Genomic DNA, 22556 nt, shown 5'->3' with positions numbered 1-22556 from the left:
CCTGTCTCTGGTCAGTTTGCTGGATACGATAAACCGGCTTCAGAGCCAATCATGAACCGCCGTGGTACGGAACCGTATGCCCGGTGGTGTGAGAGGACGGGGGAGGCAACTCCCCCTCCTACTCGATGGGCAACGACTGATTCAGTCGCCGCTCCAGTTGGCTTTCGGGTCCGGCGTCATGCGCAGGTAGGGGCGCACCGCCTTGTAGCCTTTCGGGAAACGCTTCTGGATCTCTTCCTCGTCCTGCAGGGACGGCACGATGACCACGTCGTCGCCGGCGGTCCAGTTGCCCGGGGTGGCGACCTTGTGATCGTCGGTCAGTTGCAGCGAATCCACCACGCGCAGTACTTCGTTGAAGTTGCGGCCGGTGCTGGCCGGGTAGGTGATCATCAGCCGTACCTTCTTGTTCGGGTCGATCACGAACAGGGAGCGTACGGTCATGCTGTCGTCGGCGTTGGGGTGAATCATGTCGTACAGGGTGGAAACCGTGCGGTCACCGTCCGCGAGGATCGGGAAGTTGACGGTGCAGCCCTGGGTCTCGTTGATGTCGTTGATCCACCGCTTGTGGGACTCCACATCGTCGACGCTCAGTGCGATCGCCTTGACGTTACGCTTGGCGAACTCGTCCTTCAGTTTGGCGGTCAGCCCCAGCTCCGTGGTGCAGACCGGGGTGAAGTCTGCCGGATGCGAGAACAGGATGCCCCAGCTGTCGCCCAGCCATTCGTGGAACCGAATGCGGCCTTCGCTGGAATCCTGTTCAAAGTCGGGTGCGGTATCGCCTAGACGTAAGCTCATTGATGCTCCTCCTGTTAGTCGGTAACGCCGGCCCACGGCGCTGATCGTCCATTGCTTCCAGTGACTATTGGGCCGGTCCGGATTAACTCAAAAGACCGTTTTGCTCTAGCTTATAACGTCCTGTTATGACTGTGGTTTGACGGCTTCGCGCTCGAAATGTTCCCGGGTGAGGCGGAACACGATGGGGCTCAGCAGCGCCAGCGCGATCAGGTTCGGTATCGCCATCATCGCGTTCAGGGTGTCGGCGATCAACCAGACAATGCCCAGGTTCGAGGTGGCGCCCACCGGAATGGCTATGATCCACAGCACGCGGTAGGGCCAGATGGCCTTGACGCCAAACAGGAACTCGATGGCGCGCTCGCCGTAGAACGACCAGCCCAGGATGGTGGTGAAGGCAAAGATCGCCAGGGCAATGGCCACCATGTAGTTGCCCACGCCGGGCAGGACGTTGTCGAAGGCCATGGAGGTCAGGGCCGCACCGGACTCGCCGCTGGTCCAGGCGCCGGAGGTGATGATCACCAGCCCGGTGATGGTGCAGATAACGATGGTGTCGATAAAGGTACCCAGCATGGCCACCATGCCCTGCTTGATGGGATTGTTGGTCTGCGCGGCGGCGTGGGCAATCGGCGCCGAGCCCAGACCGGCCTCATTGGAAAAGATGCCCCGGGCCACGCCGAAACGGATGGCCGCCCAGACCGCGGCACCGGCAAAGCCGCCCTGGGCGGCGACCGGGGTGAAGGCGTGTTGGACCACCATCACGATGGCGGCGGGAATCTCGGTGGCATTGATGGCCAGGACGATCAGACCGGAGGTCAGGTAGGCAACGGCCATCAGCGGCACCAGCGAGGAGGCAACCTGGCCGATCCGCTTGATGCCGCCGATCAGCACCAGCCCGACCAGCACCGCCAGCACCAGGCCGGTCAGCCAATGGGGCAGGCCGAAGCTGGTCTGCACCACGTCGGCCACGGAGTTGGCCTGCACGGTGTTGCCGATCCCGAAGCCCGCAATGGACGCAAAAATCGCAAACAGGACCGCCAGCCAGCTCCAGTTCCGTCCAAGGCCGTTGCGGATGTAATACATGGGGCCGCCCACATGGTCGCCGCGCTCGTCGACCTCCCGGAACTTGACGGCCAGGACGGCCTCGGAATATTTGGTGGCCATCCCCACCAGCGCCGTCAGCCACATCCAGAACAGCGCGCCGGGGCCGCCCAGGAATACGGCGGTGGCCACACCGGCGATGTTGCCGGTACCCACGGTAGCGGACAGGGCCGTCATCAGCGCCTGGAAGGGCGGAATCTCACCTTCGTCGGTGGACTTGCGCCCCTGCCACATCAGTCGGAAGCCGGCACGGAGCTTGAGTACCGGCATCAGCTTCAGGCCCAGGCTCAGGAACAGACCGACGCCCAGGATAAGCACCAGCATGGGCGGGCCCCAGACCCAGCCGTTGATCAACTTGACGAGTTCCGAGAAGGCTTCCATGTGTGTTTCCTCCAATGGACCGGGGATTGGTGTTGTCAGAACGGGCGGAGTATAGACCGAAATCGGTATGATTGCCGAAATGTGCAAATGAAACAAAGTGATAAATGCCGGAGCCAGTCTCCAGTATGGCGGACCGCTTGGCTGGGCTGACCCGGTGGCGATGGAACCCGGGGCATGGTCGGGGGACGGGAATGCAGTATGCTTACGATATAGAGAAGGAGTCGACCGTGAATATAGCCCTGAAAACCGATCCACCCCGGATCTTGACCGTAGCGGCCAATGGCCTTGAATTCTGCGTTGAAACCCGCGGCCCGGCCGACGGGGAACCGGTGATCTTCATCATGGGACTGGGGGCGCAGATGACCCTGTGGCCCGAGGCCCTGCTCGATCGCTACGCCGCCGACGGTTACCGGGTGATCCGCTTCGATAACCGGGACATCGGGTTGTCGACCCGTCTGAGGGCGCGACTGGAGGGGCATCCACTCAAGGCCATGGCCCTGTCACGGCTGGGCCGGCCGATACCGGCACCCTACACCCTGCACGACATGGCGGACGATGTGTGCGGCCTGATGGACAGCCTGGGGCTGGAGAGCGCGCACATCGTCGGGGTGTCCATGGGCGGCATGATCAGCCAGGTCCTGGCGGGAAACCACCCGCGCCGGGTGCGCTCGGCGACGCTGGTGATGACGTCCACCAACAGTCCAAGGCTGCCCATGCCCAGGCTGGCGCTGGTGTGGCGGCTGTCGGGCGTGGGTGTGAAGGGTAACGATGAGGATTCGGTGGTCGCGCGCTCACTGGATTTCTGGCGCGCCATCCAGAGTCCGGATTACCCGACGCCGCCCCATGAAGTGCGTGACCGGCTGATTAACGATTACCGGCGCAGCTACCATCCCGCGGGGATCCTGCGCCAGACCCGAGCCATCCTGGCAACGGGCAGCCTGTCTCCCATTACCCGGCGCATCCAGGTGCCGACCAGCATTATCCACGGTGCCGCCGATCCGCTGGTGCGTCCCCAGGCGGCGGAACAACTGCAGTACCTGATTCCCCATGCCCGCCTCAAGCTGATTCCCGGCATGGGCCATGACATGCCGGCACCGCTGTTGGAGACGATCGCCGGCCAGAGCCTGGCCACCATCCGGCAGGCGCGGGGCTGACCGTTTACCAGCTGCCGGTGTTTTCCATGCTCGCCCAGGGCTCTTTCGGCGGCAGGGCGTCGCCTTTCTGCAGCAGCTCGATGGAAATGTTGTCCGGCGAGCGGACGAAGGCCATGTGGCCGTCCCGCGGCGGGCGGTTGATGGTGACGCCGCCGGCCTGCAGTTTCTCGCACAGGGCGTAGATATCGTCCACCCGATAGGCCAGGTGGCCGAAATTGCGGCCGCCGCTGTATTCCTCCGGATCCCAGTTATAGGTCAGTTCCACCATGGGGGCCTTGTCGGCCAGGGCCCGCTCACGGTCGTCCGGGGCGGCCAGGAAAACCAGGGTGAAGCGGCCTTTGTCGTTGTCCATGCGGCGCACTTCCTCAAGACCCAGCAGGTCGCAGTAGAAATGCAGGGACGCATCGAGATCAGAAACGCGGACCATGGTGTGCAGGTATTGCATCGGTTGGCTCCTCATCAGCATTCGGAACGGTTTTCGTGATGTCATTCTCGCACAGATTGGTATTGGCGACGGCTGGGGAGACATGCGGGGATTTGCGGATGGCAGGAGATCGAAAGGGCAGGCAAAACGGACGGGCCATAAAATAGCCAGCCCAAGAGACTTGAGCTGGCTATCAATCGGGAATACTCAAAACGAGATTCCTCCTTGTTGTTCGACTTATGCGGCGCCGGTTCTAGCGCTGGCGCAGGGCCGCCTTGATGCTGCGAGACTGGGCCGGACGGTTGAGCGCTTCGAGGCTCATGGTCTGACGACGGCTCAGTGCTTCAACGCGGGACTGTTCGGGCTCAGCCACGTGGTTGCGGCGGAAACGGACGACCAGGTTGTTCAAACGCATATTACACCTCCAATAGAACGAGTTTCTCCAGGAGTCCCGCCGGGGAACATCCTGTAGTAAACGCCTAAGCGAAAAAATGTGTCAGTGTCAGACGCTGCTGTGGAGGCCACGCAGGTCGCTCCGAAAGAACTCGGAGCACGTTTCTGGAGGGGATCCCCAAAACGCATGGGAAATGTACAATATTCGGGCAGTTTGGGGAATAAGTAGTCTACGAATTTTGTAAGAGAATGTTGCATAAAATCTGAACGATAGCGTGATTCCCGGCTGCTGCAGAGGCCGGGTGATCAGGCCGGAGGGCGATCTTTCGGCCGTCTCCGGCCGGATCAACTGGGGGCGCTGGGTGGATGCCTCCGGCGTTGCGTGACCACAGAGAAAGGCCCGCCGCCCGGTTTGCCGGATGTCGAGTCCGCTATCGACCTGGCCACCGGCGTTGTCCATCCAATTTTTGTATTTCCCTAACGGCTCATCATTGCCTAGTTTTAGGGGACAGGGCATTGCAGAACGACGGGGCCGGATTGGCGTCGGTTCAGAACGCCTGTCCCCTCCCAACGACGACCCGCCTGCTGTGTCCGCCAGGGGCGACAGCCTCATCGAAACAGGAGAGCCAGTCATGCGATCACTCAAGGTCGGCGATGTGATGTGGAATCACATCGAACCGGTGCGCAGTGGTACACCATTGACCAAGGTGGTGGAGGTGCTGCTGCGCAACCACGTTACCGGTTTGCCGGTGGTGGATGACAAGCGCCACGTCCTCGGCTTCGTTTCCGAGCAGGACTGCATTCATGCCATGCTCGTGACCAGCTATCATCACGAAGGTGAGCCCGTCGTTGAAGACGTCATGTTTTCCGATCCGCTGACAGTGCCCCCGGAGATGGCGGTGGTGGATCTGGCCCAGAATCTCGGACGTAACAAACCCAAGATCTATCCCGTGGTGGATGGTGGCCGTCTGGTCGGTATCATTACCCGGGCCGCGATCCTGGCCGCTCTGGCCAAGACCGGCTACGGGGTGTCCGTGCCACGGTTCGCGACCGAGGATTGACGGCCGTCCGTGGTCAGGGGGCTTGTCGGCGTCAGGCAAGGTACATCCCTGACGCTTATGGGCATATGCAATCCTGCCCGAAAGGATTATGGTGGTCGTCCCCTCATTCGGGGTGGGACGCCCTTCCCTATAACTGAGGGTCGTGAGGGACGCAGGCCCGGGCCGTCGTTGTCGACGGCAGCACCCTGCGTGACCCAGGACTGGGAGAGAGGAATCAACGATGGAACTGCTTTCATCCAACCGCTGCTTTGGCGGTGAGCACCGCCGCTACCGTCACCGTTCCGAAGTGCTGGATTGCGACATGGTTTTCGCCGTGTTTCTGCCACCACAGGCCCGCAAGGCACCGGTACCGGTGCTGTACTGGCTGTCGGGACTGACCTGCACGGATGAGAATTTTATGCAGAAAGCCGGCGCCCAGAAGCGGGCCGCTGAGCTGGGGATGGCCATCGTCTGCCCGGATACCAGTCCGCGCGGCGTGGACCTGCCCGGTGAGGACGACAGCTATGATTTCGGCAGTGGCGCCGGTTTCTATGTCAACGCCACCCAGGCGCCCTGGTCAAAGCATTACCGGATGTACGACTATGTGGTGCGTGAGCTGCCGGCCCTGGTCGAGGCCGAGCTGCCGGTAACCGACCAGCGGGCTGTCTCCGGCCACTCCATGGGCGGTCATGGGGCGCTGATCGCGGCGCTGAAGAATCCGGGTCGCTACGCCTCGGTGTCGGCATTCGCGCCGATCTGCCACCCGACGGCCTGCCCGTGGGGGCAGAAGGCGTTTCGCGGCTACCTGGGGAACGACGAGAGCGACTGGGCCGAGTACGACGCGACACTGCTGATCCCGGAGGCCGAAGAGCGCCTGTCCTTGCTGATCGACCAGGGAACCGCCGACCAGTTCCTGGAAGAGCAGCTCTATCCGGAGACGCTGGCGGAGGCCTGCGAGCGTGCGCACCACCACGTCACCCTGCGTATGCACAGTGGTTACGACCACAGCTACTTCTTCATTGCGTCATTCATTGACGAACACCTGGACCACCACGGCAAGGCGTTGGGCCTGCTGTAGGCCATCCGGCGCGATCATGACCGGGCCAGGGGCGTCGAGTCGAAGCCCCTGGCCCGGTAGTGGTGCATGCGCGGGAAGGGGTCCGGAGAGACCGGCGTCCAGGACCTGCCTCAGGTATTGCTGGTGACCTCCAGGACCACCTTGCCCTGGCTGGTATTGGACTGCAGGTACTCCATGGCCTTGGCCGCCTTCTCGATGGGGTATTCCCGGTCGATGATGGGGCGTACCTCGCCTTCGGCCAGCAAGGGCCAGACCGTCTCATACAGCGCATCCATCACTTCGCCTTTCACGGCGATGGGCTGAGAACGCAGGGTGGAGCCGATCAGCCGCTGGCGTTTCATCAGCATGATGCCGAGATCCACCTGCGCCTGACGCCCGCCCATCAGGCCGATCAGCACGATGCGCCCGTTGGGCCGCAGCACCTGCTGATCCAAACCGATGTAATCGCCACCGACCGGGTCCAGCACCATATCGGCTCCGCCCCAGTCCAGCACGGCCGATACAAAGCTGCCGTTGTGGCGATTCCAGCCGTCGTCTGCGCCCAGTCTCATGCAGGCTTCCACCTTGGCGTCGCTGCCGGCCGTCACGAAGACCGGATTGCCCAGCGCACGACCCAACTGGATCACGGCAGTGCCGACGCCGCTGGCGCCGGCATGGAGCAGGATGCGTTCGCCCGGTTTGAGCGCCGCTTCCATGTAGAGATTGAGCCACGCCGTGGCGAAGACTTCGGGCAGGCCCGCGGCTTCGCGCAGTGACACGTTCTCCGGTAGCGGCAGAACCTGCGGCGCGGGCACCATCACCTGCTCCGCGTAGCCACCGCCGGCCAGCAAGGCACAAACCGGGTCGCCGACCTGGAGATGGGTGACGTCCTCACCCACCGCATGCACGTGCCCGCTCACTTCCAGGCCCAGAATCGCCGACGCGCCCGGTGGCGGTGGATAGGCCCCGGCGCGTTGCATCAGATCGGCCCGGTTCATACCGGCATAGGCAACGTCGATCAGGACCTCGTTAGCTCTTGGCGAGCCCGGCGACGGGTGATCCCGCCACTCGAGCCGGTCGTTGTCGATGGCAATCGCTTTCATGGTGTCAGCCCTTGATGGCCTTGATGACCGCTTTTGCGGCGTCTTCCGACGATGCCGGGTTCTGGCCGGTAATCAGGTTGCCGTCGACCACCACGTGAGAGCCCCAGTCGTCGGTCCGACTGTAATCACCACCGCTCTCCTTGAGCATGTCTTCCACCAGGAACGGAACCACATCGGTCAGCTGGACCGCCGCTTCCTCGCTGTTGGTGAACCCGGTCACCTTGCGGCCTTTGACCAGGGCTTCGCCGTTGGGGCCCTTGACGTGACGGAAGACACCGGGGGCGTGACACACCGCGCCGATCACCGTGCTGTTGCCCGCCGCTGCTTCCAGCAGCGTGATGGACGTCGGGTCCTCGGCAAGATCCCACAGCGGACCGTGACCGCCCGGATAGAAAATGGCGTCGAAATCGGATGAGCTGACGCTGTCCAGCTTCAACGTATTGGCCAGCGCCTTGCGGGCTTCGGTGTCCTGTTTGAAGCGGCGCGTGGCGTCGGTCTGGGCGTCTTCGGCGTCGCTGTTGGGGTCAACCGGAGGCTGGCCGCCGGCGGGGGATGCCAGGGTGACGTCGATGCCGGCGTCCACGAAGGCGTAATAGGGGGAGGCAAATTCCTCGAGCCAGAAGCCGGTCTTGTGCCCGGTGTCGCCCATCTGGTCGTGCGAGGTCAGTACCATCAGTACTTTCATGTTGTTCCTCCTGAGTGCGTCATTGAATACCGTGATTCAACGCTAACGTATATTAGACCGGTCGTCTAATAGCTGTTTGCCGGTATATTTCTGCCTCTATAGAAGTATATAGGGACCGATACCGCCGTTATTCAACCCGTCACGCCGGGATGATCAGTTCGCCTCGATCCATTGTCTCAGGCGGAGCTGAGCGTCATCCATCAGGGTCGGGTTGGCGGCAAACCAGAGCCGTTCCAGTGCGGTCATGATCGCGCTGGCCCGTTTCAGTTCCGATACGCCGAACCCGGTCATACGGCTCAGTGTGGTGATTTGATCACTGTTCAGGGCGAAACCGTTGATGGCGCCGCCCACATCCAGGCGCGGATCGCCGGCGCCGGCGAATTCCCAATCCAGCAGCGTCCAGCCGCCGCGACCGATCAGCAGGTTCCCCGGATGCCAGTCGTGGTGGCAGAGGACCCGGCAGTTGGGTGGCTGGTAGTGAGTCAACAGGGCATCAACACGCCGTTGTGCAGCGGACGCCTCAGGGCCGCAGCGTTGTGCCAGTCGGGTCATCTGCTCCGGAATATCGATGACAGGCAGCGGCGTCGTGATGGTGTGGACGCTTTCCAGGGCGTGAGCCAGCCAGTGGAGCCGGGTCGACGCGCCACCCAGGGGCGCTTCGCCGTGCATCCATTCGCTCAGCATGCTGTGGGCATCGTGGTGATGGACGATGGGCGCCCAGGGCTGTCCGGCGATGGTTTTGAGCACCTGCCGTTCCCGGGCGGTATCGATCCCCAGCGCATCCGGGTGCGGATGGTTCAGGCGCAGTGCAAACACGCCTTCGTCGGCGGTGAGCCGATACACCTCATTGCACAGGCCCGCATTGACGCGAGCGGCGTGGGCATGGCGCAATCGGCGTTGCCAGTCCTCCGGCAGAGGGGCAAGCAAACGGTCGATGTCGGGGGAAGGCGGTGACGTCATGGCGGATCCGGCAGAAAGCTCTGGCCGGTGTTATCGCACAGCAGTCAGTGACGATCAAATGACCAGAGTTGGCCGTAGTCCATGGACGGCAGCATTTCCGGGACTTCTACCTGCTGGATTTCGTATTCCGGGCGGGAGCAGTCGCGCCTGAAGGCGCCGATGTAGCGGTTGCCGGTGGGGCTCATGATGGCCTGGGCCTGGGTGCCCTGTAGGCCGGAGGCGCGATGGGTCACCACCGCCACTTCGCCGTTGGCCAGCCGCACCAGTGAGCCCGGCGGATAAGCCGTAATGGCCTTGAGCAGGGCGTCGTGGATACTGCGGTCGTGCAACCCGTGGCTGGCTTCGGCCAGTTCGGACCGGGCCTGGGTGATGCTGAAACGGTCGCGGTAGGCGCGCCGGGTGATCATCGCGGTGTAACGCTCGGCCAGCGCCAGCATACGCGCTTCCGGCAGGATGTCCCGGCCGCTGAGGCCCTCGGGATAACCGGAGCCGTCCGGTTGCTCATGGTGCTGGCTGACGATCTTCAGCAGCAGGCGGTTGTCGATTCCTGCCCGCTCCAATGCGGCCACGCTCAGGATCGGGTGTTTACGGATGATGGCGCGCTGGTCGTCGCTCAGCCGGCGCCGGGACTGGTTGAGCTTGTCGAGGATCGGCAGCAGGGCGAGGTTGGCGGTCAGGGCGGCGCCCAGCAGAACCAGCACCCGTTTGTCGTCCATTCCCAACTGCTGGGCCGTGAAATAGCAAATGATGGCGTAGAACAGGGTTTGTTCGTAGGCGGTTGGCTCCACGGAATACAGGTGCACCAGCGCCAGGCACGGATCCGGCGCTTCCCGACAGCAGCGGGCCACCAGGTTGGCCAGGCCGATCACCCGACGCTGGGCATCCGGCGACTGGTTCTGCACCGACTGCAGCGTCACTTCCAGGGTCCGCAGGAGTTCCGGGTAGTCGCTGAAGGGGTTGCGGGGCCGGATGTCTTCTTCGGGTTCCGGCTCCGGTTCGGGGGTATCGCTGCGGCGGGGGTAGAACAGGCCGCGCTCGAACAACTGCTCCAGTTGCACGTCCGTCTGGATGACGTAGCCCTGGGTCAACAGTACATTGCCGTCCGCGTCGTAGACGGTCCACGGCAGTGGCTTGCCGATAATCAGGGCGCCAGGGGCAATTCGGACTAGGTTTGGCACAACGCGCACGCTTTCCGGAGCTTATTATAATTGAGGCCTTCCAGAGGCCCATCCGACCAATTTAGCCTATTTCTGTACGTGTTGTAATAGAACGGGTGCCCGAAAGCGCCCCTGTAACAAGTTTTTGCTTTCCGGAGGGCTCAGGCGGTCTCTCCGGCGTGGCTGATCACCGTCTCGGGGGCCCCGTCGGCCAGCTGGCGACGGATGGCCTCGGGGATGGGGGTCTTGCCGCCGGCCCGGGCGTCGATCAGGACATAGGTGATGTCGGCGGTCATGACAAGGCGCTGTTCGCGATATTCCACAAACGCGATGTGCAGGCTGAACGACGTGTTGCCGATCCGGCCCGGCTCGATGCGGGCGCAGAGGACGTCATCGAAGTGGGCCGGGGCGCGCCAGTTCTGGTTCAGGTTGACCACCTGGATATCCACCCCCTGGTCCAGCAGGCGCTGGTAGTCGCCAAACAGCGTGCGGATGTACTCGTTGACGGCGATGTCGACATAGTCGCCGTAGCGGGCATTGAAGACGACGCCCTGGGCATCGCATTCGCCGTAACGGACGCGGAGGCGGAACTCAAACGGGGCCGGCATGCGGTCGTGCTCCTTTCAATCCATTCAATTGTGGGACCTGCTTCGTAACATTTGTCATAAGAGGCTACCCTTTTCGCCGGAACCGACTACCCTGTTGACAGATTCGGGGCACCAGGGGCCGTACCGCGCCATGCGCGCGTCCGGAGCGCCCTCCGACAAGACCAATAATAATCGGGACACCGCCGTCCCTTGCTGTGGCTGGCTTGCGCACCATGTTCTATCGATTGAGACACGATTTTCAACTGTCGATTATTACACTGCTTGGCGCCTGTGCGGTCTTTGGTATTACACCGTTTGCGATTTTCCGCTTCATCACCGGAAATGCCTTGGCCGGTTTGACCGACCTGGTCATCCTGGTGTCCATCTGTGCCGCCGTGGTGTATGCCTGGCTGACCGGCGACAACCGCCGTGCCGGTTTCTGCCTGGCGATGTTTACCTGTACCGGTGGCGTCATGGTGGCGACGCTGCTGGGGGACGTCGGCCTTTTCTGGCTGTATCCCGCGATGGTGACCAGTTTCTTCCTGACGGTACCGTTTGTGGCTGTGGTGGTGAACAGCCTGGCCGTGGTGGCGCTGGTGATTGAGGATGTCGCCTTTGACTCCCATGAACAGATGCTGTCGTTCGTAACCACCTGCGTCGTGGTGAGCAGCTGCGCGTACATCTTCGCCCGGCGCAACGAACACCAGCGCGAGCGGCTGGAGCGGCTGGCGACCCACGACCCGCTCACCGGGGTGAAGAACCGCCGTGCCATGGAGGAAGAGCTGCAGGCGGCGGTGGCCAATTACAGCCGCAATCGTATGCCCTACGCCCTGATCATCTTTGACCTGGACCATTTCAAGCGGATCAACGATGGCTTTGGTCATGCGCGGGGCGATGAAGCGCTGGTCGAATGCGCGGAGCTGATCCGTCGATGCACCCGTAAGAGCGATCAGTTGTTCCGGTTCGGTGGGGAGGAGTTCGTCCTGCTGATGCCCGGGGTCCGGGAAAGTGGTATCCGGGCGGTGGCGGAAAACCTGCGACACAAGGTGGCCAGCGAACTGCTGACCCCGGCCGGCCCCATTACCGCCTCGTTCGGTGTGTCCTGCCTGGATGGGACCGACGATGCCGAGAGTTGGCTGGCCCGGGCCGACGAAGCCCTGTACGAGGCCAAGAGCCTCGGCCGTAACCGGGTGGTGATCAGGCCGTCGCCGGTTGAGCCGGGATGCGGAAGCGGAACAGCCGGGTCCCCAGCATCACGCCGGCGGATACCAGACTGACGGTCAGTCCGACCCAGAAGCCTGCGGCACCCATGGGGGCGGCAAAGCGATCGGTGAACGTCAGCATCCAGCCCAGCGGCAGGCCGATTCCCCAGAACGAGAACACCATGATGATCATCGGAACGCTGGTGTCCTTGTAGCCGCGCAGGGCACTGATGCAGGTCACCTGGGTAACGTCGGCGATCTGGAACAGGGCGGCGAACACCAGCAGGTGGATCGATACCGCCTGCACCGCCGGGTCGCTGGTGTAGAGGGCGGCGATCAGGTCGTTGCCGAGCCACAGGATCGAGGCAAAACACAGGGCGATGGCGAACGCCAGTACCAGCGTGCTGCGTCCGAGGAGGCGGGCGGTGTCCAGTTCGCCGGCCCCCACCAGGAAGCTGATGCGCAGGGTCAGCGCCATGCCCAGGCTGAGCGGCACCATGAAGACCAGCGATACCACGTTCAGGGCGATCTGGTGGCCGGCGACCACCACCGGGCCCAGTGGTGCCAGGAACAGCGCGATGACCGAGAACATGCTCGCCTCGACAAAGATCGTGAAGCCGATGGGCACGCCCAGCCGAAGGATCTCGTTGATGATGTCCCAGTCCGGCCGCGCCCGTTCCCGCCACAGGTGAAAGTGGTGGAAAACCCGGCTGCGATTGAGGTAGAGCAGCAGGCTGAGCATCGCGATCCAGCTGGAAATCGATGTGGCCCAACCACAGCCAACGCCGCCCATGGCCGGCATTCCCAGCTTGCCGTAGATGAAGATATAGTTCAGGGGCAGGTTGATCAGCGTACCCAGCACGGAAAACGCCATGATCACCTGGGTGTGGCCCAGTCCGTCCGTCAGTCCGCGCAGCGCAGTCATGAGGAGGATGGCCGGCACGCCCCAGCAGAAGGCATCCAGGTAACCCTGGGTCAGCAGTGCCGTGTGGAGGTCCAGGCGCAACAGGTTGAGCACTGGCCGTACATTGAGCAGCAGGCCAATCATGATCAGGGAGGCGCCCAGGGCGATGTAGATGCCCTGCCAGGTCACCGGCATGATGCGCCCGAACGTCCGGGCGCCGCGATGGCCCGAAACGATCGGCTGAAGCGCCCCCAGTACGCCCATGAACATCAGGAACAGCGGCACCCAGAGACTGCTGCCGATGCCCACGGCGGCCAGGTCCTCGGCGCTGGCGTGGCCGGCCATCACGGTGTCGATGACCCCGTTGGCGACCTGTGCGATCTGCGCGATCAGGATTGGTCCGCCCAGCAGCGCCAGCGTTTTCCACTCGGCCAGGGTGCGGGCCATGGTGCCTTGCCGGGGTTCGGGAATGGGCTGATGGGTTTCGTCCACAGGCAGTGCGTCCAGGTGAGATGACCGTTCACAGAGATGAAGCGGGAACGAGCCTATCACGAAGCCCGTTGCCAGAGCTGACCCGGGTCGTCGTGGAATCTACGGATGCCCGGTCAACTGCTAGACTGCGGACGTCCTGTTCCGCCGGTCCCGAGCCGGCACTCAACAGCACAAGGAAGACGACCATCAACCGCTTTCGCCAGTTCAGAAGTCACGACGGCCGGCTCACCCTGCGCGATGGCCGCGACCTGGTCTTCACCGACCTGGGGGATCCACAGGGCGCGCCGGTGCTGTTTGCCCACGGTATGCCCGGCTGCCGCATGGAAGGCTGGTTCTTCCACCGTCAGGCGAGACACCACGGATTCCGGGTGATTACACCGGACCGGCCGGGTATCGGCGGCTCCACCTTCCAGCCGAAACGGGTCCTGCTGGACTATCCCGGCGATGTGGCACAGCTGGCGGATGCACTCGGCATTGACCGCTTTATCCATATGGGCTGGTCCAGTGGCGGTTCCCGTACCCTGGCCTGCGCCTACGCCATGCCGGAGCGGGTACGGCTGGCGGTGTCCCTGTCGGGGTACACCAACTTTGCCGAATACGAAGGCCGCAAGGTGCTGCTGGAAGCCACCCGCTGGCCGGGACCGATGCTGGCCCGCATCAGCCCGACGTTACTGCGGCTGGTGGTGCGGATCGTCATGCGGCTGTCGCGACGCCATCCGGGCCTGTACCTGCGCGAGGCCCGTCAGCTGGTCAGTGTCGAGGACCGGGCACTGCTGTCGTCCTTTATGCACACCCAGCTGTTCCGTGCCGATCAGATCACCTGTCTGGAGAGCGGGGGCCGGGCCATTGCCGAGGACTTGATGACCGAGCTGGTGGACTGGGGGTTCCGTCTGCATGAGGTGACCGTGCCGACGCTCATCTATCAGGGGCGTGAGGATCCCTTCGTGCCGGTGGCCTACGCCCGGCACCTGGCCGACAACCTGCCGAACGCCGAGGTGCAGCTGCTGCCGGAGGCGGGGCACCTCTATCCGTTGTCCGAGGCGTTCCAGGGCGATCTGTTCGAGCGTCTGCGCGGTCGCGTCAAAGGCGGTTGAGCGGCAGCAGCACCCGCACGCAGAGGCCGGAACGCCCATCGTGACGGTCTTCCAGCGTGAGCTGCCCACCGTGGAGTTCCACAATGCGGCTGGCAATGGCCAGCCCCAGTCCCGCGCCGCTGCCCTGGCGCTGATCCAGTCTCACGAAACGCTGCAGGGCCCGTTCCCGGGCTTCGGGGGGAATGCCGGGCCCGCTGTCACAGATCCGCAGGCAGGTGTCGGCCCCTTTTTCCGTCAGTTGCAGTGTCACCTCGCTGTCCGCCGGACTGTACTGGATGGCGTTGGCGGTCAGTGAGCGCACCAGTGTGGAAATCAGGGCGCTGTGGCAGAGCACCCGGTCATTGTCGATGCGATCGTCGAGGATCAGTTCCACGTGGTCCCGAATGGCAACCGGAGCCACGTCGGCCACGGCCTGGGCAACGATGTCCGAAATGCTGGCCAGTTGAGGCTCGCCGGGGGAGCCAGCGTCGATCCGGCTGAGCAACAGCATCTGCTCAACCAGATGGTTCATTCGGTCCACGGAGGCGAGCAGGCCGCTGAACTGTTCCGGGGCCGACTGGCAGGCCTCCTCCAGGTTCAGACGCAGGGCCGCCAGCGGGGTTCGCAGTTCGTGGGCGGCGTCGGCGGAGAACTGGCGTTCCCGTTCCAGGGCCTGATCCAGTCGCCGGAGCAGCCCGTTCACCGCGCTGACCAGGCCGAGCACTTCCGGCGGGGCCTGCTTCTCGTCCAGCGGATGAATCCGTTCCGGCGCCATGTTGCGAATGGGCCGCTCCAGTTGCCGCAGGGGGCGGAAGGTCCAGCGAATGGCGATCACCACCAGCACCAGCAGCACGGGCAACACAATCAGCAGGGGCAGAACGTTGCTCAGCGCCAGCTCGCCGCTCAGCTCGCTGCGGATGTCCTCGCGCTGGCCGCTGAGGATCCAGAGGCCGGTTTCGGGGTCGCGCAACGTAAAGGTGCGCCACTGGAAACCGCGGGATTCTGCCCAGGCATAGCCAGGGGTGGGCCGGTCGGTCTGCTCGGTGAGGGCCGGCGACGAGAGCAGCGGCGTACCGTCCCGGGACCAGATCTGGAATGCCAGCTTCTTTTCATACTTGTGGCCCCGGTCGCCGGGCAGCGCTTCATCGCTGTCGTCGTGATCGCCCAGGCCGGGCGGCAGTCGCAGCGAATCCTCCAGCGCGTCCTTGAGCTGACCCAGGGGCTGATCGTGGGACAGGTGGTGGACCAGGCCCTGCACAATGCGCGCACTCTGGGCCAGTTCGGCGTCGAACACCTCTTCCAGTTCGTGGTTGCTGCCGATGTAACTCCAGGCGGCGGCGGTCAGGGCCAGCAGCATTGTTAATAGGGCAACAGTGATGGAAAGCTTGCGGGTCAGCGACATCAGGACTCGATTACGGCATGGCTGGCTTCACCGGAGTCGAGCATGTAGCCGACGCCCCGGACGGTGCGGATCAGCGGTTTGCCGATTCGCTTTCGTAGGTGGTGGATGTGGACTTCCAGCGCGTTGCTCTCGGCGCCATGATCCCAGCCGTAGAGCTGCTCTTCCAGGCGCCGTCGGGTCGCCACCTGATCCGGGTGGCGCATCAGGTAGTGGAGGATCTGGAACTCGGCGCGGGATAGGGTGACGACATGGTCGGCCAGAAAGACCTGGCCGTGCTGCGGATCGAGCTTCAGGTTGCCCACCACCAGACTGGTGTCGGCCTTGCCCTCCGCGCGTCGGGTGACAGCGCGAATGCGGGCTTTCAGCTCCGCCATGACGAAGGGCTTGGTCATGTAATCGTCGGCACCGGCGTCCAGGCCCAGCAGCTTTTCGTCCATGTCGCCGCGTGCGGTCAGAATAATGATCGGGGTGGGAACGCCGCGCCGGCGGACGTCGCGCAACACCTCCAGCCCGTCCTTGCGGGGCAGGGTCAGGTCCAGCAGGACCAGGTCGAAGGTCTCGTCGGTGATGGCATTGACGGCCTTCTGGCCGTCGTCGATCCAGTCGATGGTGTTGTGTTGTTCCCGCAGCATGCCCAGCATGGTCTGGGCGAGGTGATGATCGTCTTCGACCAGCAGTATCCGCATTCCCATTATCCTTGTCGAAGCTCAAGGCGACGCCTCACTGAAAGTTCGTCGGCACAATCACTTGCCGCATTTTATGATGACGCTTCGCCAAAGCAGGCTTAGTTCGAAGTCGCCGCCCGCATCCGCCAATTAATCAATATAACACCGCCGGCAATCAGCGCGACCCCCAGACTCCTGATGATTGAATACTCCTCATCGAACCCGGGAAGCGTTCCTGCGAGCAAGTAGACAAGGCCGTAACTGAGGCTGAGCATTGGGTAGGCTCTGCTCAGAGGTAGGCTGTGGAGCGCTACCATCCAGCACCCCATGGATACGGCGTAGGCGATAATGCCGGCTGCGACTGCCGATAGAGGCGCAGTGTAGAGCCCGATGTCCTGCCACAACTGAAGCCACTGACGGGGATCCGGTAGTTGCGTCATACCCCATTTCATCGCCAACTGGGCGAAAGAAACCAGCAAAACACTTGAGCCCGCCGCCAGATATCTGCGCATCAGTGGCCCCTCAACACGACAATGCCCGCGATGATGAGCAGAATGCCAATGCAGTGCCGCGCATCGATGATTTCATGAAACCAGATGCGCGAGGCGAGCGTGATGAACACAAAATTCAGGCTCAGCATCGGGTAGGCGATGCTCACCGGAAGCTGCTGTAAAACCAGAAGCCAGAAGATGATCCCGAGGCCCAGACTGGTCACCGCCGCCCAGAGCCAGGGACTGCGGATCAGCAGTGCCAGACTCAACGGCTCCCCTCTCCAGGACTCAACGGCTTGCTTCTGGAAAAGTTGGCCGGCGCTGGTTAGCAAACAGGCCAGGATCACCAGTAAAAAGCCCATGGTTAGCTACTTCCGCTGCGCTGGGTGTAGATGATCAGATCAAATTTCCCCTTGGATAGATGCTGGTCCGGCGTTGGGAGTGCGTCGAAGTAATCGGGTTTCTTGCCGCGGAGCAAAATGGCAACCGATCCCGAGCGCCGCGCTTCCCTCAGCCATGCGGGAAACGCCGCGAGACTGACATAGCGAGATTGGGCATCCGGATAGCTGAGGCCATAGTCCAGCTCACCCTGATCATCGAACATCATGACGTCAGAGGTTTTCAGCTCCCATGCGAGAGCGCCGGCAAGTCCAACGTTGTTGCTCAACAGTTGATCCGTCTGGTCAAGAAGGGCCTGATGTTCATGTATGAAAATCTGAGGCAGTTTTGAATAGGTCACGGAGGATGGCAGAGCCATCGAGAAAAAGAGAGCCAGGGGTACGGGACACAGGGCGGCAAGCGACCAACGTTTGATGGGGTGGCTCAGTTGAAGCCATCCAAACGCGGCCCAGGCGGCAAAAATGATGAAAGCAACCGCCAGTTCGAAGTGATCGTCTGGACCGAATGCCGGGCGATGCCCGGGTTTCAGTGTCACGATGATTAGGGCGATGACACCCAGCAGCCCAAAGGCAATGTTTATCCAGGCGTTGGCTTTAAACGGCGTCTGGCGGTTGTCGCGAACCAATTGCACCACGCCTGCGCCAAGCAGGATGGCCAGCGGCGCGAAACACGGCAGGATGTAGGCGGGTAATTTGCCGTTGGCGGTGCTGAAAAAAAGGAACGGAAGCACCGCCCAGGCCGCCAGATAGAGCTGCGCCCGGCGGTCGGCTTTCTCCTGGCGCAGCCGCTTCAGTGCCGCGGGTACCCAACCGACCCAAGGCATCAGGCCTAGCAAAAGGATTGGCAAGTAAAACCAGAACGGTTGATTGTGTTGTGCGTTCGGGCTCGAAAAGCGCTGAATATGCTCGATCCAGAAGAAGTAGTGCCAGTAGTCGCCTTCCAGGGAGGCGATGCGCAGTGACCAGGGCAGACTGATGGCCGCGGCTACCAAAATGGGAATAATGCCGTACTTGACCAGTTCCAGAAAACGTCTCTGTTTCAGCATGAACGGCACCACGGCGATGACCGGAATGGCCAGTGCCAGGAATCCCTTGGTAAGAAACCCCATGCCGCAGGCAAGTCCGAGGATCACGTAGCCCCAGAGGCGTTGTTTCCGGGTCACCGCCGTAACGGTTAAGTAAAAACTGACCATGGCCAGGTTGAGCCAGAGGGTGAGCATGGCATCGAGGATGGCGTCGGTCCCGATCACCATGACCAGAAGACAGGCCAGATAAATTAGTGCTGATGCGACGGCCTTCTGACGGTCCTGCCAGAGGCGCTGGGCAAACCAGTAAACCAGGCACGCACTGAGGGCGGTACAGGCCGCCGAGGCAAAACGCACCGCGAAGTTGCTATCGCCAAACAGCCATTGGCTGATGTTGTTGAGCCAGTAGCCAGCGACCGGCTTTTCAAAGTAGCGCAGACCCAGCAGCTTCGGCACAATCCAGTCGCCGTTTTGCAGCATTTCCCGACTGATTTCGGCATAGCGGGTCTCGTCGGGTATCCACAGTGGCCTGAAATTGAGAGGGATCAGATAGATGAGGCCGTAAAGAGGAATAAGCAGCCAACTTCTTAAGTTCATTGGGCGTCCTTATCGTTATATGTCGCTTTTGCAGCCGATCCAGCCTTCGCGGCCCTCTACACTGCCGCGGACGATGCGGTTTTTGTGGAACGTGGTGCGGTCGGAGAGCAGGTTGTCGAGGGAAGTGAAGTTAATCCCATGCTTCCGGCATTCACTGAGTAATTGATCAAACTGGTCGGCCATGGCGATTCCTTCAACTTCGGCATGCGCCGTGTAGACCTCGCTGTTGGGCTGTTGGAACTGGTCCAGGATGAACCGGTTGAACTCAAGAGGCGTTAAATTGGGTCCGACCACTTCGTCGAAAGTTGGGAGGTCGACGGGAATCTGAGGCGTGCCGGCTTGCCCATTGCTGAGCAGTGGCTGAAAAATGCCCCGTCCGCGGCAATCGCTGTTATATCGAAAGCCGAAGGCTTCCTTCGCATCCACCGTGATCTGGTCAGCGCGCCAACCCGCCGCTGCTGAGCAGGTCACTGCGCGGCCGAGAATATCGTTGAGGCAATCGACGCCGCGTTGTATGTGACGAGTTTGTTCCTCCTGATCCCAGTGGTCGGTGTGTGCCTGCCAGGCATGGTGGTCCCACGCGTGCAGGCCAATTTCATGGCCGCATTGGTCTGTCTCACGCATTACGGAGCCAAGGCGTTGGCCGATGAGCTTACCGGGCCATGCCGTGCCGGCGAGCAGAATGTCCCAGCCATAGAGGCTGGCGGCGTTGGAACGCAGCATTTTGAGAAGGAATTTAGGCTTGATTAGGCGCCACAGGTGCCGACCCATGTTGTCCGGACCAACTGAGAAGAAGAAGGTCGCACTGATGGCGTGACTGTCGAGTATTTCCAGCAGACGCGGGACGCCTTCCCGGGTGCCGCGGAAAGTATCGACATCGATACGAAGTCCCATCGTTTTCATCGGTGGCTCTCAATCCTTGCTGACGGCTGTGTTCAGGAAGAAATCGAGCGTTTTTCCAATGGTATGTTCCATATCGGTGGTGGGTGTCCAGTCCAGCAGTCGCTTGGCATTACGGATGCTCGGATGGCGGTGTGAGACGTCCTGGTACCCGTTGCCGTAGTAGGAATGGCTTTCGATTTCCAGCATGCCCGCAAACGGCGGAAACTGAGCGCGCAGAGGATGTGCTTCGAATTTGGCGCAGAGCATTTCTGCCAGTTCGCGGATGCTGGCTTCGTTGCTCGGATTCCCGATGTTGATGATCTGGCCTTCGCAAAGGTTGCCCTTGTTCTCAATGATCCGGAACAGGGCTTCAACGCCATCCTCAATGTCAGTGAAGCAACGTTTCTGTGCGCCACCATCGACCAGTTTGATGGGAGAGCCTTCAACCAGATTTAGGATGAGTTGAGTGACGGCCCGAGAGCTTCCAATGCGTGCTGAATCAAGGCTGTCCAGACGAGGCCCCATCCAATTGAAGGGCCGGAATAGGGTGAAGCGAAGACCTTCTTTTTGGCCATACGCCCAGATCACACGGTCCAGCAGCTGCTTGGAGATGGAGTAGATCCAGCGCTGTTTGTTAATGGGGCCAACGATCAGACTTGAATGGTCCTCATCGAATTCGGCGTCCTCACACATCCCATAGACTTCGGACGTGGAGGGGAAAATGATGCGTTTCTGGTATTTGACGCAATAGCGGACGATCTTAAGATTTTCCTCAAAATCGAGTTCGAAAACACGGAGGGGATTTCGGACGTATTCGATCGGGGTTGCGATTGCGACAAGTGGCAGGATGATATCGCACTTTTTGATGTGGTATTCGATCCACTCCGTATGGATGCTGATATCGCCCTCAACAAAGTGAAAGTTCGGGTTGCCGATGAAACGGCTGATGGCATCGGAGCCCATGTCGAGGCCGAAGACCTCATATTGACCATCTGCCAGCAGCCGCTCGGTCAGATGGTTGCCTATGAAACCGTTGATACCCAGTATCAATACCCGTGTGCGTCGATCTTCGCTCCGACGGTCATAAACTCTTGGCCCGAGGCGCATCCCTTCAACCAGTCCCATTTCACGGGCGAGCTGTGGGCCGCGCAAATACAGTCCGGTTTCTGGCTGTCCTGAGACAATCTCAAGCACCCCTTGGCCGCAGATAACGCGCAGCGGGTCTGTGCTGGTGATCGTGCCGGGAGTAGCGTCGTGTTGCTCGTCGACGACCTTAGCCTGCCAGACAATCAACTTGCGATCACCGGAAAACGAAAAGGCGCCGGGATACGGCTGTGTGACCGCCCGTGTCAGGTTGTACAGTTCGGAAACGGGTTTGTTCCAGTGTAGCTCCCCATCGGCGGGCGTGCGGCGGCCGAAGTAACTCGCGCGTCCTTCATCCTGTGGGGTGAGGGTGATGTCACCTTCAGCAAGCTCAGGCAGCAGGTCGTCGAGAAGTTCGCGGGCCGCGGTGTTGATCTTCCGGTGCAGGGACAGCGCCGTATCGGTATCGGTAATGGGGACACGTTTCTGGCCGGCAATATCGCCGGCGTCCGGCTTTACGGTCATTTGGTGCAGGGTGACACCGGTTTCCGTTTCGCCATTGACCAGCACCCAGTTTACGGGCGCACGGCCACGGTAGGCAGGCAGCAGCGAGCCGTGGAGGTTGAACGCCCCCTTGACGGCGGTCTCGAGCAATTCCGGTTTCAGCAGGTGCCGGTAGTAGAATGAGAAAATGTAATCCGGTGACAACGTGCGGATACGCTCGATCCACAACGGATGATTCACGTCCTCTGGCGCATGCACCGGCAGGTCACGTCGGGCACAGAATTGGGCGACCGAGTCGAAAAATTGATGTTCGTTCGGATCATCCAAGTGCGTAAAGACAGCTTGAATCTCGAAACCTGAGTTCAGCAGCGCTTCAATGCCAGTGCAGCCAATATCGTGATAAGCAAAAACGACGACCTTTTTCACGAGGCTTCATCCACCTTTTGATGATTGGAAGTGCGCACAACGGATTGGACGAAGTAACGGGGGCGTGCTCTCACATCGTCGTACATTCGACCGATGTATTCGCCCAGCAAGCCCATGCCAATAAATTGCGCACCGACGAATATGAAAAGGATTGCAAACAGCGTGAAAACGCCTTCTGCTGCCCACTCCTGACCGAGCACGAGCCGCATTATCAAAAGCAGCATCGCGAACAGAAAGCCGCAGCCGGCGATCAATGTTCCCACGATACTCAGCAGCCGCAGGGGGGCCGTCGTCATCGTGGTCACCAAGTCAAACATCAGGTTGACCAGTTTCATCAGCCCGTATTTGGATTCGCCGTGCTCACGTTCAGAGTGGGTCACCGGAATTTCAATGAAGTGTCGAGCAAAGCTGTTGGCCAGTATCGGGATGAACGTGCTGCGTTCCTGGCAAGCTAGTGTCCCTTAACAAAAGTTCGTCGAATTTTTATGGTTAAAGTTTATAATTGCAGAAAACATCGAGGGAGCTACTGCAATGGGACGACCGGTCACCCCTTTGATTATTACAGACGAAGAACGCGA

The 22556-nt window shown here is 61.5% G+C and carries 22 protein-coding genes and 1 pseudogene; 5 read left to right on the top strand and 18 right to left on the bottom strand.

The window, feature by feature from the left end:
* Positions 1–141: 141 nt before the first annotated feature.
* Entirely contained in the window at positions 142–795 is a 654-nt protein-coding gene (locus tag EZI54_RS22040; RefSeq protein WP_123635619.1) for a peroxiredoxin, read from the bottom strand.
* 123 nt (positions 796–918) lie between these two features.
* On the bottom strand, positions 919–2274 hold the full coding sequence (locus EZI54_RS22035) for an alanine/glycine:cation symporter family protein (RefSeq protein ID WP_131484041.1): 1356 nt from the start codon (positions 2272–2274) through the stop codon (positions 919–921).
* Positions 2275–2501: 227 nt separating this feature from the next.
* Here EZI54_RS22035 and EZI54_RS22030 point away from each other — a divergent pair, with 227 nt between their 5' ends.
* The gene (locus tag EZI54_RS22030) at positions 2502–3428 is read left to right on the top strand and encodes an alpha/beta fold hydrolase (protein WP_242674560.1); all 927 of its coding nucleotides are present in this window, start codon (positions 2502–2504) and stop codon (positions 3426–3428) included.
* Between the two features lie 4 nt (positions 3429–3432).
* Here the strand turns inward: EZI54_RS22030 and EZI54_RS22025 are convergent, their stop codons facing one another.
* A complete protein-coding gene (locus EZI54_RS22025) occupies positions 3433–3873 on the bottom strand; it encodes a VOC family protein (RefSeq protein WP_131484039.1) in 441 nt (146 codons plus the stop codon).
* Positions 3874–4105: 232 nt separating this feature from the next.
* A complete protein-coding gene (locus tag EZI54_RS24620; RefSeq protein ID WP_165495840.1) occupies positions 4106–4267 on the bottom strand; it encodes a hypothetical protein in 162 nt (53 codons plus the stop codon).
* Between the two features lie 610 nt (positions 4268–4877).
* Between EZI54_RS24620 and EZI54_RS22020 the strand changes: the two genes are divergently transcribed.
* Positions 4878–5306 carry a CBS domain-containing protein gene (locus EZI54_RS22020; RefSeq protein WP_131484038.1) on the top strand — a complete coding sequence of 143 codons (429 nt, stop codon included), beginning with the start codon at positions 4878–4880 and terminating at the stop codon, positions 5304–5306.
* A gap of 220 nt (positions 5307–5526) precedes the next feature.
* Positions 5527–6363, top strand: coding sequence for an S-formylglutathione hydrolase (fghA, locus tag EZI54_RS22015; RefSeq protein ID WP_131484037.1), 837 nt, complete (start codon positions 5527–5529; stop codon positions 6361–6363).
* A 110-nt stretch (positions 6364–6473) separates the two neighbouring features.
* On the opposite strand, the gene EZI54_RS22010 is transcribed toward fghA, so the two are convergent.
* The 5 genes from EZI54_RS22010 to EZI54_RS21990 form a co-directional block, all read right to left on the bottom strand.
* The gene (locus tag EZI54_RS22010) at positions 6474–7445 is read right to left on the bottom strand and encodes an NAD(P)H-quinone oxidoreductase (protein ID WP_131484036.1); all 972 of its coding nucleotides are present in this window, start codon (positions 7443–7445) and stop codon (positions 6474–6476) included.
* 4 nt (positions 7446–7449) lie between these two features.
* Complete coding sequence (locus tag EZI54_RS22005; protein ID WP_123635611.1) at positions 7450–8130, bottom strand: type 1 glutamine amidotransferase domain-containing protein; 681 nt, start codon at positions 8128–8130, stop codon at positions 7450–7452.
* A gap of 153 nt (positions 8131–8283) precedes the next feature.
* On the bottom strand, positions 8284–9090 hold the full coding sequence (locus EZI54_RS22000) for a phosphotransferase (RefSeq protein ID WP_131484035.1): 807 nt from the start codon (positions 9088–9090) through the stop codon (positions 8284–8286).
* A gap of 44 nt (positions 9091–9134) precedes the next feature.
* Entirely contained in the window at positions 9135–10268 is a 1134-nt protein-coding gene (locus EZI54_RS21995) for an HD-GYP domain-containing protein (RefSeq protein ID WP_131484034.1), read from the bottom strand.
* A gap of 140 nt (positions 10269–10408) precedes the next feature.
* On the bottom strand, positions 10409–10855 hold the full coding sequence (locus EZI54_RS21990) for an acyl-CoA thioesterase (protein WP_131484033.1): 447 nt from the start codon (positions 10853–10855) through the stop codon (positions 10409–10411).
* A 326-nt stretch (positions 10856–11181) separates the two neighbouring features.
* Here EZI54_RS21990 and EZI54_RS21985 point away from each other — a divergent pair, with 326 nt between their 5' ends.
* Complete coding sequence (locus EZI54_RS21985; RefSeq protein WP_341352869.1) at positions 11182–12111, top strand: GGDEF domain-containing protein; 930 nt, start codon at positions 11182–11184, stop codon at positions 12109–12111.
* On the opposite strand, the gene EZI54_RS21980 is transcribed toward EZI54_RS21985, so the two are convergent.
* Positions 12032–13432: an MATE family efflux transporter gene (locus EZI54_RS21980; protein WP_131484031.1), complete on the bottom strand. Its 1401-nt coding sequence runs from the start codon at positions 13430–13432 to the stop codon at positions 12032–12034. The genes EZI54_RS21985 and EZI54_RS21980 overlap by 80 nt on opposite strands.
* Positions 13433–13500: 68 nt before the next feature.
* Between EZI54_RS21980 and EZI54_RS21975 the strand changes: the two genes are divergently transcribed.
* Positions 13501–14526: an alpha/beta fold hydrolase gene (locus tag EZI54_RS21975; protein WP_242674559.1), complete on the top strand. Its 1026-nt coding sequence runs from the start codon at positions 13501–13503 to the stop codon at positions 14524–14526.
* Here the strand turns inward: EZI54_RS21975 and EZI54_RS21970 are convergent.
* The 8 genes and pseudogenes from EZI54_RS21970 to EZI54_RS21935 all read right to left on the bottom strand — a co-directional run.
* On the bottom strand, positions 14513–15907 hold the full coding sequence (locus EZI54_RS21970) for an ATP-binding protein (protein ID WP_131484029.1): 1395 nt from the start codon (positions 15905–15907) through the stop codon (positions 14513–14515). The genes EZI54_RS21975 and EZI54_RS21970 overlap by 14 nt on opposite strands.
* Positions 15907–16593 carry a response regulator gene (locus EZI54_RS21965; protein WP_131484028.1) on the bottom strand — a complete coding sequence of 229 codons (687 nt, stop codon included), beginning with the start codon at positions 16591–16593 and terminating at the stop codon, positions 15907–15909. The genes EZI54_RS21970 and EZI54_RS21965 overlap by 1 nt, the downstream gene beginning before the upstream one ends.
* A 98-nt stretch (positions 16594–16691) precedes the next feature.
* The gene (gene arnF, locus EZI54_RS21960) at positions 16692–17084 is read right to left on the bottom strand and encodes a 4-amino-4-deoxy-L-arabinose-phosphoundecaprenol flippase subunit ArnF (protein ID WP_131484027.1); all 393 of its coding nucleotides are present in this window, start codon (positions 17082–17084) and stop codon (positions 16692–16694) included.
* Complete coding sequence (arnE, locus tag EZI54_RS21955; protein WP_131484026.1) at positions 17084–17425, bottom strand: 4-amino-4-deoxy-L-arabinose-phosphoundecaprenol flippase subunit ArnE; 342 nt, start codon at positions 17423–17425, stop codon at positions 17084–17086. Before arnE ends, arnF begins: the two co-directional genes overlap by 1 nt.
* A gap of 2 nt (positions 17426–17427) precedes the next feature.
* A complete protein-coding gene (gene arnT / locus EZI54_RS21950; protein ID WP_131484025.1) occupies positions 17428–19083 on the bottom strand; it encodes a lipid IV(A) 4-amino-4-deoxy-L-arabinosyltransferase in 1656 nt (551 codons plus the stop codon).
* A 15-nt stretch (positions 19084–19098) separates the two neighbouring features.
* On the bottom strand, positions 19099–19977 hold the full coding sequence (gene arnD, locus EZI54_RS21945; RefSeq protein ID WP_423227013.1) for a 4-deoxy-4-formamido-L-arabinose-phosphoundecaprenol deformylase: 879 nt from the start codon (positions 19975–19977) through the stop codon (positions 19099–19101).
* Positions 19978–19995: 18 nt separating this feature from the next.
* Complete coding sequence (gene arnA, locus EZI54_RS21940) at positions 19996–21978, bottom strand: bifunctional UDP-4-amino-4-deoxy-L-arabinose formyltransferase/UDP-glucuronic acid oxidase ArnA (protein ID WP_131484023.1); 1983 nt, start codon at positions 21976–21978, stop codon at positions 19996–19998.
* Positions 21975–22433 (bottom strand): annotated as a pseudogene (locus EZI54_RS21935) (undecaprenyl-phosphate 4-deoxy-4-formamido-L-arabinose transferase); the annotation flags it as partial. The pseudogene EZI54_RS21935 and the gene arnA, both read right to left, overlap by 4 nt.
* Positions 22434–22556 lie beyond the last annotated feature (123 nt).

It is taken from the genome of Marinobacter halodurans, assembly GCF_004327985.1.
GTDB lineage: Bacteria > Pseudomonadota > Gammaproteobacteria > Pseudomonadales > Oleiphilaceae > Marinobacter_A > Marinobacter_A halodurans.
The sequence above is the reverse complement of the archived record's forward strand: the minus strand, read 5'-3'. Positions and strand labels throughout refer to the sequence as shown.